Annotated in this window: 16 protein-coding genes and 1 other RNA gene; 6 read left to right on the forward strand and 11 right to left on the reverse strand. The window is 62.8% G+C overall.

The annotated features are described in order from the left end of the window. Nucleotides 1-37: 37 nt before the first annotated feature. Both tldD and KIH45_RS14150 read right to left on the reverse strand, forming a co-directional pair. Nucleotides 38-1,465: a metalloprotease TldD gene (gene tldD / locus KIH45_RS14145; RefSeq protein WP_213176679.1), complete on the reverse strand. Its 1,428-nt coding sequence runs from the start codon at nt 1,463-1,465 to the stop codon at nt 38-40. A gap of 76 nt (nt 1,466-1,541) precedes the next feature. Next, nucleotides 1,542-1,760, reverse strand: a complete 219-nt coding sequence (locus KIH45_RS14150) for a zinc-finger domain-containing protein (protein WP_213176680.1) — start codon at nt 1,758-1,760, stop codon at nt 1,542-1,544. Nucleotides 1,761-1,862: 102 nt separating this feature from the next. Between KIH45_RS14150 and KIH45_RS14155 the strand changes: the two genes are divergently transcribed. Beyond that, nucleotides 1,863-2,816, forward strand: a complete 954-nt coding sequence (locus tag KIH45_RS14155) for an ABC transporter ATP-binding protein (RefSeq protein WP_213176681.1) — start codon at nt 1,863-1,865, stop codon at nt 2,814-2,816. Nucleotides 2,817-2,880: 64 nt separating this feature from the next. Further along, complete coding sequence (locus KIH45_RS14160; protein WP_213176682.1) at nt 2,881-3,441, forward strand: YqgE/AlgH family protein; 561 nt, start codon at nt 2,881-2,883, stop codon at nt 3,439-3,441. Between the two features lie 3 nt (nt 3,442-3,444). On the opposite strand, the gene KIH45_RS14165 is transcribed toward KIH45_RS14160, so the two are convergent. The 5 genes from KIH45_RS14165 to KIH45_RS14185 all read right to left on the reverse strand — a co-directional run bounded on the left by KIH45_RS14165 (nt 3,445) and on the right by KIH45_RS14185 (nt 7,648). Further along, nucleotides 3,445-4,803: an MFS transporter gene (locus KIH45_RS14165; protein ID WP_213176683.1), complete on the reverse strand. Its 1,359-nt coding sequence runs from the start codon at nt 4,801-4,803 to the stop codon at nt 3,445-3,447. Nucleotides 4,804-4,871: 68 nt separating this feature from the next. Continuing rightward, entirely contained in the window at nt 4,872-5,405 is a 534-nt protein-coding gene (locus KIH45_RS14170; RefSeq protein ID WP_225899928.1) for an NUDIX hydrolase, read from the reverse strand. A gap of 32 nt (nt 5,406-5,437) precedes the next feature. After that, nucleotides 5,438-6,121 (reverse strand): TPM domain-containing protein, encoded by a 684-nt coding sequence (locus KIH45_RS14175; RefSeq protein WP_213176685.1) that lies wholly within the window; start codon nt 6,119-6,121, stop codon nt 5,438-5,440. Beyond that, nucleotides 6,121-6,954 (reverse strand): TPM domain-containing protein, encoded by an 834-nt coding sequence (locus KIH45_RS14180; protein ID WP_213176686.1) that lies wholly within the window; start codon nt 6,952-6,954, stop codon nt 6,121-6,123. Before KIH45_RS14180 ends, KIH45_RS14175 begins: the two co-directional genes overlap by 1 nt. 13 nt (nt 6,955-6,967) lie before the next feature. Further along, nucleotides 6,968-7,648 carry a LemA family protein gene (locus tag KIH45_RS14185; RefSeq protein WP_213176687.1) on the reverse strand — a complete coding sequence of 227 codons (681 nt, stop codon included), beginning with the start codon at nt 7,646-7,648 and terminating at the stop codon, nt 6,968-6,970. A gap of 236 nt (nt 7,649-7,884) precedes the next feature. Here KIH45_RS14185 and mscL point away from each other — a divergent pair, with 236 nt between their 5' ends. From mscL to KIH45_RS14200, 3 genes are all read left to right on the forward strand, one after another. Then, entirely contained in the window at nt 7,885-8,346 is a 462-nt protein-coding gene (gene mscL, locus KIH45_RS14190; RefSeq protein ID WP_213176688.1) for a large conductance mechanosensitive channel protein MscL, read from the forward strand. Between the two features lie 12 nt (nt 8,347-8,358). Next, nucleotides 8,359-8,704: a transfer-messenger RNA gene (ssrA, locus tag KIH45_RS14195) on the forward strand. Nucleotides 8,705-8,963: 259 nt separating this feature from the next. Next, complete coding sequence (locus KIH45_RS14200; protein ID WP_213176689.1) at nt 8,964-9,173, forward strand: hypothetical protein; 210 nt, start codon at nt 8,964-8,966, stop codon at nt 9,171-9,173. Between the two features lie 73 nt (nt 9,174-9,246). Here KIH45_RS14200 and KIH45_RS14205 read toward each other — a convergent pair whose 3' ends face one another. The 4 genes from KIH45_RS14205 to KIH45_RS14220 all read right to left on the reverse strand — a co-directional run bounded on the left by KIH45_RS14205 (nt 9,247) and on the right by KIH45_RS14220 (nt 13,125). Next, nucleotides 9,247-9,450 carry a hypothetical protein gene (locus KIH45_RS14205; RefSeq protein ID WP_213176770.1) on the reverse strand — a complete coding sequence of 68 codons (204 nt, stop codon included), beginning with the start codon at nt 9,448-9,450 and terminating at the stop codon, nt 9,247-9,249. Nucleotides 9,451-9,626: 176 nt separating this feature from the next. After that, complete coding sequence (locus KIH45_RS14210) at nt 9,627-10,877, reverse strand: N-succinylarginine dihydrolase (RefSeq protein WP_213176690.1); 1,251 nt, start codon at nt 10,875-10,877, stop codon at nt 9,627-9,629. Next, the gene (locus KIH45_RS14215; protein WP_213176691.1) at nt 10,877-11,893 is read right to left on the reverse strand and encodes an arginine N-succinyltransferase; all 1,017 of its coding nucleotides are present in this window, start codon (nt 11,891-11,893) and stop codon (nt 10,877-10,879) included. The genes KIH45_RS14210 and KIH45_RS14215 overlap by 1 nt, the downstream gene beginning before the upstream one ends. Further along, nucleotides 11,890-13,125, reverse strand: coding sequence for a hydrolase (locus tag KIH45_RS14220; RefSeq protein WP_213176692.1), 1,236 nt, complete (start codon nt 13,123-13,125; stop codon nt 11,890-11,892). Before KIH45_RS14220 ends, KIH45_RS14215 begins: the two co-directional genes overlap by 4 nt. Before the next feature lie 217 nt (nt 13,126-13,342). On the opposite strand from KIH45_RS14220, the gene KIH45_RS14225 reads away from it, so the two are divergent. Continuing rightward, nucleotides 13,343-15,460 carry a malate synthase G gene (locus KIH45_RS14225; RefSeq protein WP_213176693.1) on the forward strand — a complete coding sequence of 706 codons (2,118 nt, stop codon included), beginning with the start codon at nt 13,343-13,345 and terminating at the stop codon, nt 15,458-15,460. Nucleotides 15,461-15,481: the final 21 nt, after the last annotated feature.

Here is a 15,481-nt window from a genome sequence, read left to right on the forward strand (position 1 = left end):
CTGAACCGGTGCTGACTTTCGATGAACGGCGAACGGCTTAGCCGGTTCCGCCAATCGTCAGCCCCTCGATCAGCAGCGTGGGCTGCCCCACACCGGCGGGCACGCTTTGTCCGCCCTTGCCGCAAGTGCCGATACCTTCGTCGAGCGCGAAGTCGTTGCCGATGCCGACGATCTGGGTGAGCGCGGTCGGCCCGTCGCCGATCAGCGTCGCGCCCTTTATCGGGGCGATGACCTTGCCGTTCTCGACCTTGTAAGCTTCGGTGCAGGAGAACACGAACTTGCCCGATACGATATCGACCTGGCCGCCGCCGAAGCTCTTGGCCCAGATGCCGTCCTTCATGGAGGCGAGCAGGTCGTCCGGATTGTCTTCGCCTGCAGTCATGAAAGTATTGGTCATGCGCGGCATCGGCGCGTGGGCATAGGACTGGCGCCTGCCGTTGCCGGTCGGCTCCACGCCCATCAGGCGCGCGTTCAGCCGGTCCTGCATGTAACCCTTGAGGATGCCGTCCTCGATCAGCACGGTCTCGCCGGTTGGCGTGCCTTCGTCGTCGATGGTCAGCGACCCGCGACGGCCCGTCATCGAACCGTCGTCGATCACGGTAACGCCGGGAGCAGCTACCCGCTCTCCGATGCGGTCGGAAAAGACGCTGGTCTTCTTGCGGTTGAAATCGCCTTCCAGCCCGTGGCCCACCGCCTCGTGCAGAAGGATGCCGGGCCAGCCGGATCCAAGCAGGACGGGCCGCACGCCAGCAGGGGCCGGCACGCTTTCAAGGTTTACCAGCGCTTGTTCGAGCGCCCGGTCCAGCGCCTTGTTCCAGCATTCGGGATCGAACATGTCGTCATACAGACGACGCCCACCCATGCCGAAAGTGCCGGTTTCGCGACGGCCGTTTGCCTCTGTCACGATCGAAATGTTGAGCCGGACGAGCGGCCGTACGTCGAGCGCGGTGAAACCGTCGGGACGCACGATCTCCACCACCGACCAGCTGCCGAGTAGCGACGCGCTGACCTGCTTCACGCGCGGATCACGGGCGCGGGCGGCGGCGTCGATCGTTTCGAGTAGCTTGACCTTGTCGGCAAACGGCACAGTGTCGAGCGGGCTTTCCTCTGTATAGAGGTGCCGGTTCGTCGCGCGCGGCGCAGCCGCCATGGGCGACTTCGTTTCGTCCAGCAGGCTGAGTGTCTCGCCCGCGCGGCGGATCGCCTCTGCCGAGATTTCGTTTGCGTGGGCAAAGCCTGTCGCCTCGCCCGATATGCCGCGAAGGCCGAACCCGCTTTCGCGGGAATAGTCCGCCGTTTTCAGGCGGCCATCGTCGAAGACCAGCGATTCGGAGGTGGTGAACTGAAGGAACAATTCCCCGTCGTCGCAGCCTGTCAGCGCGGCAGACGTCAGATCACGTGCAGTGTCCGGGTCCAGAAGATCGGACCGGTACAGCAGCGAGCGGGGATCTGCGGGACTTTCCATCACCGCAATATAGGCACAGATGAAACCAAATCGGAAGCATGCAAGTAAGAACTACTCGCATGGCAGGCAATCGCGATCAGGCGGTCCCTTCGGGCGGGGCGCCGGTCACGTCATGCGCAGGGCCCCCTTCGAGCACGAAGCGGCGGTCGCAATAGCCGCATTCGACGTAGCCCTTCTCGTCGATTTCGAGCCATACGCGCGGGTGGCCAAGGGCGGCACCGCCGCGGATGTCGGTGGCCCCGTCGCACTTCACGCGGGGCTTGTCCGTGTAGATCGTTTCGGGCGGCTGATTCATGGCCAAGCCGATTACCAACAGGTCCGCCCTGCCGCAAGCGAGAGTTGCGGCAGAAAAGTGGCAGCCGGTGCACGCCACTTGCCTCGCGCTCCGCCATGGCGCATGAGGCCGCGCGTGACCGAAGCAGCAATTTCCATCCGCAACCTGACCAAGCGTTACGCCCCCACTGGCAAGCAGGAGGAGGGCAAGCTCGCGCTGAACGATGTGACGTTCGACGTGCCGCAGGGCGGCATCTTCGGACTTCTCGGCCCCAATGGTGCGGGCAAGTCGACGCTGATCAACATCATGGCGGGTCTTGTCGGCAAGACCAGCGGATCGGTTTCGATCTGGGGTTTCGACATCGACCGCGACCGCCGCAATGCCAAGGCGTCGATCGGCATCGTGCCACAGGAAATTGTATTCGATCCCTTCTTCACGCCTGCAGAGGTGCTGGACAATACCGCCGGATATTACGGCGTGCCCAAGGCGGATCGCCGGACTGCGGAACTGCTGCAGGCGGTGCGGCTTGAGGACAAGGCCGATGCCTACGCCCGATCACTGTCGGGCGGCATGAAGCGCCGCTTGCTGGTGGCCAAGGCGATGGTCCACTCGCCGCCGATCCTCGTGCTGGACGAACCGACCGCGGGCGTCGATGTCGATCTGCGTCGCCAGCTTTGGGAACTGGTCGTCGATCTCAACAATCGCGGCGTAACGGTTGTGCTGACCACCCACTACCTCGAAGAGGCGGAAGAACTTTGCGACCGCATCGCGATCATCAACCATGGCAAGCTGATCGCCGACAAGCCGACCCGCGAGCTGATCGCGCTGGGCCGCGAGAAGGTCGTCGTCCTGACGCTTGACCGCGACATTACAACCGCGCCCACGCACGAGGCATTCAGCAAGAGCGAAGTGACCGCAGAGCGCACCGTCGCGATCACGTACGACATGGACCGCATGAACGCGGGCGATGTGCTCACGCTGGTCAATCAGCAGGGCTATTCGATCGTCGACGTGACTACGCGCGAGGCGGACCTTGAGGACGTTTTCGTCCAGCTGACCAGCGAGGCGGCGGGCTGAACGGCCACGCGCTTGCGGCAGGCAGGCTTTGCAAGGTGAGGGTGCTATCCCTACGTTGTCATGGATGAGCGAGCCGCAATACCTGACCGGACGCATCCTCCTGGCCATGCCGGGGATGGGCGATGAGAATTTCGAACACGCGGTGATCCCGATCTTCGTGCATGGAGAGGAAGGCGCGTTCGGTGTCGGCATCGGCCACTTGCGCGAAGGCATCACGTTCCACGACGTCCTGCGCGAAATGGACATCGAACCCGGTGTCGCGCCCGATTGCCCGATCCATCACGGCGGGCCGGTTGAAACGGGCAGGGGTTTCGTCATCCACTCAACCGACTGGACCGACGATTCCACCATGCTGGTCGAGCCTTTGGGCGCGCTGTCCAGTTCCGCCGCCATCCTGCGGGCCATCGCGGACGGTGAGGGGCCGGATCGGTGGATCATGTCGCTTGGCTATGCCGGCTGGGGCGATGGGCAACTGGACGAGGAAATGCACCGTCACGGCTGGTACGCTGCCGAAGGGCGGCCCGAGATCCTGTTCGAGACAGAGGCAGAGGATCGCTGGGCCGCGACATGGGCGGCAGAGGGTGTCGATCCCTCGCTGCTCGTCGGCCAGACCGGAAACGCCTGAAGTCTAGTCGATCTTTGCCGGTATCCCGTCCGCGCCGGGCAGGTCCGAAACAACTTCTTCAACCGCCTGGCCCTTCTCCGGAAAGCGGATGAAGATCGCGAGCAATGTCGCGCCGGCCCAGGCAATGGCAGAGCAGAAGTAGAGCCATTCGGGATATCCCGCGCCAGCAGTCCACGACGCCATCCACGCACCCAGTGGACGCCCGAAATTGCCCATCGCCATGTAAATCGTGAATTGCGTTGCCGCGACGGCGGGCAGGCACAGGCGCATACAGATAGGAATGGTCGCAACGATGTAGAGCAGGCCGAGAATATCGAACAGGATTATAAAGGTCGTCAGCCACCAGTCCTGGGTCCACAAGTCGGTCGCAAAACCCATGAAGGTGAGCAGCAGGATGCCGAGCCCCGCAGCGATCAGCAGGCTGGCCCGGGATCCGATGGCATCGACCAGCCACCCCCCGATGATGAGTCCGAGCATCCCGCTGACGAGCGAGGAGGTGGAAATAAGATTGGTGTAGCCGCTGATTTCCCATCCCGCGGTCTGGGTGAAGAGTTCGGGATGAAACGCCTCGAACGCGCCGTGCGGGATGGATCTGGCCAACAGGATCGGTGCGATGCCGAGCGTGATCGGTACGACCACTGCCTTGAACGAAGACTTCAGCAGCGGCCACCATGCTTCGACCTGAATGGCCCGGTTGCCCGGATGGGCATTCCCCTCGGTCCACGGCAGGCAGCGTTCGCCGTCGCGTTCACGAATGACGACACCGAATAGCATGATCGCCAGCGGGATGAGCGCAATCACGGCAAGGCCCACTGACAGATCGAAATGCTGGAATAGATTGCCGCCCAGCGATGTCGCCGCCGCGATACCCAGCATTTGCGCCCCGAACATGATCCCGGCCGCCCGCGCGCGTTCGTCTTCGGGCATGATGTCGACGGCAAGGCTGTCGATGCCAACATCCTGAAACGTCACCGCCGCATTGGATGCAAAGCCGAGTGCCGAGAGTAGAAAAACCGCACGCGCATCAGGGGCGATCAGGGCCCCGATCAGAAAGGTCGCGACGATCACCGCTTGGGCGCAGATGATCCAGATGCGCCTGCGCCCCATCGGCAGGAAGGTGTAACGATCGATCAGAAAGCCGTTCACCAGCTTTAGGGACCAAGGCAGACCTGCCGCGGCGACGACAGAGGCGACTTGCGGTGTGGATGCACCGTTCGCGCTCATCCACGCAGGCAGCGCATAAAAGAACAGCCCGATCGGGAAACCTTGCGCGAAATAGAACAGCAGCAGCGTCAGCAAGCGGAGCGGCTTGCTCCTTGTCAGGATAAGCCCGTTGTCCGCACCGATCGCAATGCTCGCCATAGAATGTCCCCCTGCGACTAGTATGCAGGAGAACACCGCAGCGCCAAAGCGCGGAATAGCGCGGTTTTCTAGGCCTTTGCCAATTTCAGCAGATCGGCGGAGAGCAGCATCAGCATCCTGACGTCGATCGCTTTTCCGGCCTTGCGCTGTTCTTCGATGAAGGTGCCGATGGCGTCCAAGGGCACGCGGTGGACCGTGATGTCCTCGCTCTCCGTGCCGCCGCCGGGGCCGACCTTGGTCAGACCCTTGGCGATCACCAGCGTGAAGCTTTCGGTCACCATGCCGGGGCTGGACATGAATTCACCCGCGTCGATCAGCTCGTCCGCGCGGTAGCCAGTTTCTTCTTCCAGCTCGCGCCCCGCTGCATCAAGCGCATGTTCGTCCTCGCTTCCGTCATCGTCGCCGATGAGACCTGCGGGAAGTTCGATGCAGCGCTTCGACAGCGGCGTGCGATACTGCTCGACCAGCAGCACATGACCATCATCAATGGCCAGGATCACCGCCGCGCGGATCGAGCGCGAGCGGCTGACATATTCCCAGCGGCCACGTTTTTTCGCGACGATCCAGTCGCCTTCCCAACAGATCTCTTCAGGCTGATCCATGTCGTTGTGTGCCGGAGCATTCATGCGGGTGTTCAAAGCTCGATCAAGCGGTCGGGCAGTTCGTTCTGATCGTCCTCGGCGCGAGGGAAATGTTCTGACAGAACTTTGCCAACTTCGTGCACGGCCTCGACCATGCCGTCGGCAATGCGGCCATCACGGACGCAGGAGATCATCGCGCTCATCGCATCACCCCATGTTTCGGGGCTGACCTTGTCGGCAATCGCTTCGTCGGCGACGATCTCGGCACGGTGTTCGCGCATGGAAAGGTAGATGAGGACACCGGTGCGCCCATGCGTGCGACGCTCCGCCCCCACCTTGAACAAGTCAACCGCGCGGGCTCGGACGCGCCGGCTTTTGACGGGGCCGGGGACCAGAAGGAACTTCAGCGGCTGCCACATCTGGATGAGCCAGCTGCCAAGAAACTTCACGATCCCGAAAGCGCCTGCGATGGCGAAGATGGTCCCTGCGCTCCATTCCGCGTTCCAGTTGCCGGTCACGCTGTCGAGCAGGCCGAGGTAAAAGTCTGGGAACAGGGCCAGGAACATAATCGCGGTAAAAGCGACGAGTGCCGACCAGGCAAGGGCTATGTCGGAATAGCCGTCCGACCTGTCGGCAAGGACGGTTACGATTTCGCCAGACGTCTGCAATTCCGCCGCGCCGACCGCGTAGCTGACCTGCCGGTGCTCGGCCTCGGTAAGGTAGACGGGTCTGCTCATCACCAGCTCCCCGAGGCGCCGCCGCCGCCGGACATGCCGCCGCCGAAACCGCCAAAGCCGCCACCGCTGGACCCGAAGCCTCCGCCGCCAAAGCCGCCCGAACCACGCCCTCCGGCATGGCGGGCAAGCTCGCTCGCACCCCATAGAATGACCCACGGGCTGATGCCGCCGCCCCTGCGATAACGCCGCCCGCCACTGCGTCGTCCGAAAAGGATCATGAAGACGACGATCATGATAACCCAGAACACGAAGCCGGCCGCACTCGTCCCTTCGATGTTTCCGGCCATCTCGCGCTGCTGAGCCTCCGCAGCGGCTGCTGCCTCGGCCATGGCTTTCGCCTCGGCAGGGGTCAGGTCCATCTGGGTGATGAGAGCGTCGAGCCCGGCATTGATGCCGCCGGGGTAATCGCCCGCCTTGAAAGCAGGCAGGATGTCATTGCGTATGATCCGCCCCGACAGGATGTCGGTGACATAAGGCGTCAGGCCATAGCCGACCTCAATCCGCACCTTGCGATCATTGGGCGCGACTAGCAGCAACAGGCCCTGGTCCGTTTCCGCGCCGCCGATGCCCCATTCCGCGAACATGTTGGCCGCGTACATCTCGATCGTTTCGCCATCGAGCGAATTGACCGTCGCCACCACGACCGCGCGGCCCGTCTGCTCGTTATAGGCGCGCAGACGGGCATCCATCGCGGCTTCCTGATCGGCGGGGATGATGTCCGCCTGATCCAGCACAGGGCCTTCGGGGCGTTCGGGATAGGCCGCCCATGCCGGTGAGCCCGATAGGCCCGCCAGCAGGGCGAAAGCGGCGAAGAAGCGAAACAGGGCAGTCACGATGCTTGGACGATCAGTTGGCTGCCGCGGCAGGCTGATCGGCACCAGTGTTGTCGTTTGCAGCCGGAGCAGCCGCCGGTTCACCGCTCATCGTGCCGAAGTCGACGGTCGGTGCCGTTTCGGCGCCGGGCGCGGCGTTGAACGGTTCCATCGGTTCTGCGCCGTGGATGATCTTTGCGCCGATCACGTCGGGGAAGGTGCGGATCGTCGTATTATATTCCTGCACCGCCTCGTTATAGCGAACGCGCGCCACATTGATCTGGTTTTCCGAGCCTTCGAGCGCGGTCATCAGGTCTGCGAAACGCGCCTGGCTCTGCAGGGTCGGGTAGTTTTCGACCACGGTGCGAAGCTGGCCGAGCGCCTGCGTCAGCTGGTTCTGCGCTTCCGAAAAGCGGCGCAGTTCTTCCGGGTTCGACAGGTCGTCGGTCGTGATGTTGATCGAGGTGGCGCGGGCGCGGGCCTCGGTCACGTTGGTGAGGATCTGCGTTTCCGAAGCGGCTGCGGCCTGGACCGTCGCGACGAGGTTCGGGACGAGGTCGGCGCGGCGCTGATATGCGCTCTGCACGTCGGCCCAGCGGGCCTTGGCGTTTTCTTCCGCCGTCGGAACCGAGTTGATGCCGCAGGCGGCAAGCGAAAGCGCGGCGAGGCCGGCGATGGCCATGCGCAGGGCGCGGGTGAACGGGCCGGTGGTCATGCGATCAATTCCCTCTCGAGTAGGTCCGTTGCCAATAACTGTCCCCATAGCAGGGGTGTATTACGCATATAAGGCGGTTTGCCCCACGCGCAACAGGTCTGCCCATATAACAGGTCCGGATGCGCGCAGCACCCGGTTCTGTCGGTGATTGTCATGGCTCGCTGCTTGCGAAAGCGCGGCGGTTGGGCAGGATGCCGGGCCAACGGGTCCTAATACTTGCAGGGGAAGACAGGCACATGATGGCCGAGTTCAAGAAATTCATCGCACGCGGCAACGTCCTCGATCTCGCCGTCGGCGTGGTCATCGGTGCTGCGTTCGGCAAGATCACCACGTCGCTGACCGAAAGCATCCTTATGCCGATTATCGGCGCGGTGTTCGGCTCGGTCGATTTTTCGAACAAGTTCATCCTGCTCGGCTCCGTACCCGAAGGCTATGACGGCGCGCTCGACAACTACGCCGCTTTGAAAGAGGCGGGCGTGCCGATGATCGGGTACGGCGATCTCATCACCCAGATCCTGAACTTCCTCATCATCGCCTTTGCGCTGTTCATGATCGTACGCGGCGTGAACCGGATGATGGACGCGATGGAGGAAGAGAAGAAGGCGGCAGAGGAAACGGCAAAGGCCGAGGCCGTGCCGACGGACCCCACACTCGACACGCTCAAGGAAATCCTGGCCGAATTGAAGAAGAAGCCCTGATTTTTCCTGCGCTCACTTCACATTAATACCGGCATCGCTATATAGGGCGGTGCCGGTTTCGGCCGGCTATGGCGATAAATTGCGGTGTGCAATAGGCACAGCGGACCCGGGGGCAGTACCCGGCGGCTCCACCATTATCCCCCTGTTGTCGAGGGTATGGTTAGGGGGCCGAACCAGGATCGACGTGTGTTGAAAGACATTGTTTTCGCCCGGGCTGAGTAACCCGTTTAAGGCTCAAAACTCACAAGTGCCAACGACAACGAAGCACTCGCTCTCGCTGCGTAATCTGACGGCCTAACGGCCTGATCTTACAAAGCTAAAGCGCGGTTGGACCCACCGGGCAACAGAAGCGGATTCCGGGGCCCCGGGGGGCGGCTAGCAACAGAAGTCCCCCCACCTTTCCTGACATAAGAGAAATGCCGTTGCCGATTGCGCGACGGTCCTGTCCCCTTTCATCGAGGGCGCGGGCGGCTCGCAGTGGAACTCCCACCTCGCTGAGCTTTGGTCCGACTCGTCTGGGCATGATACCTTTGCGCCTATCGGCCGCGAGCCAGACCGGACTGCGGCCAAAGGAGCACGCGCATCAGACGCGTCGCCCATGACCGGAGAGAAAGCCCATGAAACTCGTTGGCGAAGAGGTCCACGTATCTACCGACGAAGCGCGAGGCGGCGATACGCCGCACGTGATGCGCTATGTTCTGCTGTTCAGCCTTCTGCTGGCGATCCTGGTACTGTCCGCCGTCTGGATCATCGGGGCATGGCGAAGCGCGCCTGCCGACGGATGGACGGTGACGGCGGAGCAGCACGCGCTGGGCGGGGGCAGGTAAGACGGGACAGAAAAAGAAGGGCGCCCGTTGCGGGGCGCCCTGTTCAGTCTGGCTAGCAGTTCTTCAAAATGCGTCAGCTTTCAGCGGGCACAGCCTCTGCTTCCGCGTTGTCCTTTTTCGCGTTTTCGTGTCGGACGCAGTCGAGCATCTTCGCGCCGGCCATAAAGACCGAACCCGTGCAGGCGAGAAACAGCAGTTTGCCGCCGATGCCGGGATATTCGCTCAAGTAAGCGGTGCCACGCTCAATAGCACCAAGGGCGAGTGCGTAGGTCACCATAAACACCTCAAGGCGTGTCTTGATGACGAACAGTCGTCCGATCTTCTTGAGCTTCGAGGCCACGCGAGGGTCACTCCTTGTCTTGCGTCCGGTCAGGCCTTTCGAATCTTCTTAAAGTCTCGACGGCCTTTGCGTTAATAAAACAGTAACCCCTCGTAAGTTCCGAGGCAAAAGCGTTAACCAAGTTCCTTAAGATTTAGAACGGAAAGCAGTTTTTCCCTTGCGTTCGTCACCTGTTCCGCAAGTTTCTGGCCGCCGATTTCATCGGGCGCAATGCTTTCAGGCCAGTATTGATCGATAACGGATCCGATCGATTCGGCCTTGCTTTCGTCGAGCAGGAAACGCTGATCCACCGTCGCCGGATCGGCTACGACACGCAGGCGCAGGCATGCAGGGCCGCCACCGTTGGCCATCGACTGGCGTACATCGACGTACAGCACTTTGCGGATCGGCCCGTTGCCCGCCAGCATCGCATCGAGCCAGCCGCTGACGGCCGCGCTGTCGCGGCACTCTGTCGGCACGATCAGCGCCTGTTCGCCCGTCGGCAGGGTCAGCAGCTGCGCGTTGAACAGATAGCTTGTGATGGCTTCATCAAGGCTCACCGCGCTGGTCGGAACCTCGACGATTTCCGCGCCGGGTACGGCATTGCGGATCGCGGCATGCGCGCCTTCGCGGTTGGCGAAGGCCTGTTCGTGGCAGAACAGGACGTGCTCGTTCGCGACGGCGACAACGTCGTTGTGAAACGCGCCCGCTTCGATCGCGACCGGCGACTGTTCGATGAACAGGGTGCGCGTATCGTCCAGCCCGTGACGGCGCGCGATGGCGCGGCTCGCTTGTTCATGCTGGCGCGCGGGGAAGCGACCGCCGGGGCGGCCATAGACGAAGATTTCGACGCAAATGCCGGAATGGGCCGAACCCATTCGCATATGGTTGGCCGCGCCTTCGTCGCCGAACGTCGGCGGGATCGGGCCGTGCACTGCGAAATGGTCTTCGTTGCCAAACGCCACGCGAAGCTGCGCCAGCGTATCGGGCCATTCGATCGAACGGTGCGGCATCGTGACGAGGTTGGCGACCGTCAGATGACAGCGCCCGTCCGAGGTATCGGGCGCAGGGCTGACCGTTGCGGCATTGGCCGTCCACATCGAGCTTGCCGACCAGGCCATCGCCTTCAACGCAGGGTCCGCATCGGCATCGAAAGCCATGTCGTCGAGGAACGACAGCTTGGGACGCGGCAAAGGCAGCAGGAACCCCTGCGTCAGCCCCAGCGCCATGTTGTGCCGCATCTTGGCAACGCCCTGCAGCGCGGCTGCGCGCGGATAGGCGACCTTGCCAGCGTTCTTCGTGGCGGCCAGATTTCCGAGGCTAAGCCCCGAATAGTTGTGGCTCGGCCCGACGATGCCGTCGAAGTTGATCTCTACCAGTGCCATCAGCGTGCTGCCCAACAGACTTGATCGCCGTCTGCGACCTTCAAGGCTTCCCGCGTCGCGGGGTCGAGTGCGATCAACCCTTCTTCACTTACCTCGATGCGACCCATGCAGCAGCGGAAGCTGCCAAGATGGCCCGTGGCGACCAGCGCCTTGGTGCCGTGCGCCGGGGCCTTGTGCGTTACCGTGGCCGTCGCGGTGTTCGCGATCGTCTTCACCGCGTCGGTGCGCGCGGTCATCGTCGGGCCGCCGTCGAAGATGTCGATGTAGTTTTCCCAGGCGAAGCCCTCTTCCTCCAGCATCCGCATGGCCGGCCGACCGCTTTCGTGAGGCACGCCGATTGCCTCGCGCGCTTCTTCGGAAATCATCGCGACATAGATCGGGTGGCGGGGCATGAGATCGGCAATGAACTGGTTGCCGTTCAGCGCATTGAATTCGTCCGCATCGCGGAAGCTCATCCCGAAAAACCGGCCTGCGACACCGTCCCAGAACGGCGAGTTGCCATGTGCATCAACAATGCCACGCAGTTCGGCGAGCAGCCTGTCGGCAAACCGTTTCCGGTGCATGGCGATGAACAAGTAACGGCTGCGCGCCAGCAGCAGGCCGAGACCGCCCGCCCGGGCGGACGGGTGCAGGAACAGGCCGCCAACTTCGCTGGACCCTTCAAGGTCGGTGACGAGCTGCAGGGTGCGGTTGCGGAATGTGCGGTCCAACTCGCGCGAATAGGCGGTGTGGCCGGTGATGCGGTAGGAATAGAACGGCCACGACCCGCCGATGCGGCTGAAGATCTGGCAGGTACCGCGGATGGCGCCCGTTTCAGCATCCTCGAGCACCATGACGAACAGGTCGTCGGCGATTTCGTCATTGTCGCGGGCGATGGCCGCTTCGTTGCGCTGAAGCTTGGCCTGCAGGGCAGGGCGGTTGGCGGGCAGGTTGGTGAACCCGCCGCCGGTGAGTTTCGCCATTTCATACATGGCTTCGAGGTCATCGGCGCGGGCCGGTCGCATCACGTAAGTCATCGAACGATCTCTCGTGCATCGAGGGCACCGAGCGCAAGCCGGTGAAACAGAAGGGCGGAAAGTTTTGCCCGTTCGGCAAGCGATTTCACGATCATGAACTCGTCCGGCGAATGGATCGAGCCGCCACGAACGCCCATCGTGTCGACCACGGGCACGCCGCAGGCCGCGATGTTGTTGCCGTCGCACACGCCGCCGGTGTCCTTGCGGCCATAGTGCAGGCCAAGCCCTTCGCAGCAGTCCTGCACGGCGGAGAACAGCTTTTCGGCTTTGTCGTCGATCGGCTTGGGCGGGCGGGAAATGCCGCCGTGCAGCTGGATCTGCACGTCATGCTCGGCCGCAACTTCCTCCAGCATCAGCGAGAGCGAGAGGTCGAAGTGCTGAGCCGCCTGCGTGGTTTTGGGCCGTATGTTGAAACGCAGGACCGCGTGATCGGGCACGACGTTGTTCGCGCTGCCGCCTTCGATCTTGGCCGGATTGACGCTCATTTCATCATGAGTCAGCGCTTTCAAGCGCATCGCCAGATCGGCAGCGGCGACAATCGCATTTCGCCCGTCCTGCGGATTGCGGCCCGCGTGGGCAGAGCGGCCCGTGACAATCAGGCTGTAATTTCCCGACCCGCCGCGCGCGCCGGCCAGTGTACCGTCGGGCAATGTCGCGGGTTCGTAAGTCAGCGCCGCCATCTTGCCGCGCGCCAGCCGTTCGATCAGCGGGGCCGAGGCGGCAGAGCCGGTTTCCTCGTCCGAATTGATCATCACGTCATAGCCGATGTCGCCTGCTACTCGGCTGGCCTCGAATATCTTGAGCGCTTCGAGGATGACCGAGATGCCACCCTTCATGTCGGCGAGGCCGGGGCCGTTCAGAACGCCGGGTTCGACTTCGCGCACGGTGCGGAAATCGGTGTCGGCGGGAAAGACGGTGTCCATATGGCCGGTGAGTAAAAGGCGGCGGTTCGAATTTGGGCGGACCGAGACGACGAGATGCTTGCCGCGGGTCAGCGGCATCTCCGTGCCGTCGGCGCCGATGGCGGTGATCGGTTCGGGCTCTTCCAGCCGGACTTCGCCGGGAAGGTCGGAGAAGGCATCGGCCAGCGCCTGCGCCTGTCGGGCAAGGCCGTCGAGATTGCCGGTGCCGGACTGGATGCCGCTCCATTCCAGCGTGCGGTCCAGCATGGCGGCGGCGTCGACCCGCTCCAGCATGGCCTGTTCGGTCGTATCGGGAATATTCGGTTTCATCGGAAACTTACCTAGCGATCGGCGGCCCATATTGCCAGCGGGGAGCATGGCAGGAACCGTGGCACGATACGATCGTATCTCTTGCCATAACCGCGCGGGGTTGGCATGAGCCGCCCCGGCGAATCTGAAAATCCTCCCTCCTCGGACCGTGCATGGTGCTATGAAGCCCTGCGCGCGATGGGCCGTGACACGAATTGTAACGACGAGGCAGGAAATTATGGTTGAACGCGTTGAAAAGGCTGGCCTGAAGGTCGAGACCGCGCTGGCGCAATTTGTCGAAAGTGATGTCCTCGCACCGCTGGGCATGGATGCCCGCGCATTCTGGCAGGGCTTTGCCGACCTCCTCGAAAAATACGTGCCGGTAAACCGCGATCTGCTGGCCAAGCGCGACGACCTGCAGGCGAAGATCGACGCATGGCACAAGGCGCGCGCCGGCAAGAAGATCGATATGGCCGAATACAAGGCCTTCCTGTTCGAGATCGGTTACCTGGTCCCAGAACCGGGCAGCTTTGAAATCGGCACCGAGAACGTCGACGCGGAAATCGCGACGATGGCAGGGCCGCAACTCGTCGTTCCCGTGCTCAACGCCCGCTTCGTCCTCAACGCCGCGAATGCGCGCTGGGGCAGCCTTTATGATGCGTACTACGGCACAGATGCCCTGACCGACGAGCCGGTTCCGGCAGGCGGCTTTAATGCAGAGCGCGGCGCGATGGTCATCGCCAAGGGCCGCCAGACGCTCGACCACATCGTTCCGCTGGCAAATGGTTCGTGGGCCGACCTTGAAAGCCGTGACGCGATCGAACTGGCCGATCCGTCGCAGTTCGTCGGCACGACCGAGAAGGGCAATCTCTACGTCCACAACGGCCTGCACCTCGAAGTCGTGTTCGATGCAGACCATTCCATCGGCAAGACCGACAAGGCGGGCATCGCCGACATCAACATGGAAGCGGCGCTTACCACGATCGTCGATCTTGAGGATTCGGTCGCAGCCGTCGATGCCGAGGACAAGCGCGAGGCATATACCAACTGGCTGGGCCTGATGCGCGGCACGTTGGAGGCCAGCTTCCAGAAGGGCGGCAAGACGATGACCCGCTCGCTCGAGGCGGACAAGGCCTATACTGCGACCGACGGCACCGCCGCCTCGCTGCCGGGCCGCAGCCTGCTGTTCGTGCGCAATGTCGGCCACCTGATGACCAACCCCGCGATCCTCCTGCCCGATGGCAGCGAGATCCCCGAGGGCATCATGGACGCGGTCATCACCAGCGCCATCAGCCGCCACGATCTCGAAAAGCTGGGCAAGCTGAGCAACAGCCGCACCGGTTCGATCTATATCGTGAAGCCCAAGATGCACGGGCCGGAAGAGTGCAAGTTCACCAACGACCTGTTCGACGCGGTCGAGGACCTGCTCGGCCTTGCGCGCCACACGATCAAGGTCGGCGTGATGGACGAGGAACGCCGCACCAGCGCGAACCTTGCCGTCTGCATCCACGCCGTTCGCGACCGTATCGTCTTCATCAACACCGGCTTTCTCGACCGCACCGGCGACGAGATGCACACCTCGATGCAGGCCGGCCCGATGATCCGTAAAGGCGCTATGAAGGGCAGCGACTGGATCGCCGCCTATGAAAAGCGCAACGTGGCGATCGGCCTGAAACACGGCCTTTCCGGCAAGGCGCAGATCGGCAAGGGCATGTGGGCCGCGCCCGACAAGATGGGTCAGATGCTGGTCGAAAAGATCGGCCACCCGATGACCGGCGCGAACACCGCGTGGGTGCCTTCGCCGACCGCGGCGACGCTGCATGCACTGCACTATCACAAGGTCGATGTCTTCGCCCGCCAGCAGGAAGTCGCAGCAGAGGGCATTCCCTCGCTCGACAAGCTGCTGACCGTGCCGCTGGCAGACGGCGTGAACTGGTCGGAAGAGGAACTGGGCGAGGAACTCGACAACAATGCGCAAGGGCTTCTGGGCTATGTCGTGCGCTGGATCGATCAGGGTGTGGGTTGCTCGAAGGTGCCGGACATTAACGACGTCGGGCTAATGGAAGACCGCGCCACGCTGCGCATTTCCAGTCAGCACATGGCGAACTGGCTGCTCCACGGTGTCGTTACCGAGGAACAGGTGATGGAAGCCATGCGCCGCATGGCCGCCAAGGTCGACGAACAGAACGCGGGCGATGCAGCCTACGAACCGCTTGTCGGTAACGAGGACGGTCCGGCCTTCCAGGCGGCCAAGGACCTCGTGTTCAAGGGTGTCGAACAGCCTTCGGGCTATACCGAGCCGTTGCTTCACGCATGGCGCCTGCGCAAGAAGGAACGCGCTGCCGCGATGGCATGATTGTTTCGCGCGCATGAAATC

It is taken from the genome of Croceicoccus gelatinilyticus (genome assembly GCF_018398395.1).
Taxonomy (GTDB): Bacteria; Pseudomonadota; Alphaproteobacteria; order Sphingomonadales; family Sphingomonadaceae; genus Croceicoccus; species Croceicoccus gelatinilyticus.

Coding starts and splice junctions, on each gene's coding strand:
- tldD (WP_213176679.1), bottom strand. CDS start 1,465: ATGGAAAGTCCCGCAGATCCCCGCTCGCTGCTGTACCGGTCCGATCTT.
- KIH45_RS14185 (WP_213176687.1), bottom strand. CDS start 7,648: ATGACCACCGGCCCGTTCACCCGCGCCCTGCGCATGGCCATCGCCGGC.
- KIH45_RS14215 (WP_213176691.1), bottom strand. CDS start 11,893: ATGACTTACGTGATGCGACCGGCCCGCGCCGATGACCTCGAAGCCATG.
- KIH45_RS14175 (WP_213176685.1), bottom strand. CDS start 6,121: ATGAGCAGACCCGTCTACCTTACCGAGGCCGAGCACCGGCAGGTCAGC.
- KIH45_RS14165 (WP_213176683.1), bottom strand. CDS start 4,803: ATGGCGAGCATTGCGATCGGTGCGGACAACGGGCTTATCCTGACAAGG.
- KIH45_RS14210 (WP_213176690.1), bottom strand. CDS start 10,877: ATGGCACTGGTAGAGATCAACTTCGACGGCATCGTCGGGCCGAGCCAC.
- mscL (WP_213176688.1), top strand. CDS start 7,885: ATGATGGCCGAGTTCAAGAAATTCATCGCACGCGGCAACGTCCTCGAT.
- KIH45_RS14220 (WP_213176692.1), bottom strand. CDS start 13,125: ATGAAACCGAATATTCCCGATACGACCGAACAGGCCATGCTGGAGCGG.
- KIH45_RS14205 (WP_213176770.1), bottom strand. CDS start 9,450: ATGGTGACCTACGCACTCGCCCTTGGTGCTATTGAGCGTGGCACCGCT.
- KIH45_RS14160 (WP_213176682.1), top strand. CDS start 2,881: ATGAGCGAGCCGCAATACCTGACCGGACGCATCCTCCTGGCCATGCCG.
- KIH45_RS14155 (WP_213176681.1), top strand. CDS start 1,863: ATGAGGCCGCGCGTGACCGAAGCAGCAATTTCCATCCGCAACCTGACC.
- KIH45_RS14150 (WP_213176680.1), bottom strand. CDS start 1,760: ATGAATCAGCCGCCCGAAACGATCTACACGGACAAGCCCCGCGTGAAG.
- KIH45_RS14200 (WP_213176689.1), top strand. CDS start 8,964: ATGAAACTCGTTGGCGAAGAGGTCCACGTATCTACCGACGAAGCGCGA.
- KIH45_RS14225 (WP_213176693.1), top strand. CDS start 13,343: ATGGTTGAACGCGTTGAAAAGGCTGGCCTGAAGGTCGAGACCGCGCTG.
- KIH45_RS14170 (WP_225899928.1), bottom strand. CDS start 5,405: ATGGATCAGCCTGAAGAGATCTGTTGGGAAGGCGACTGGATCGTCGCG.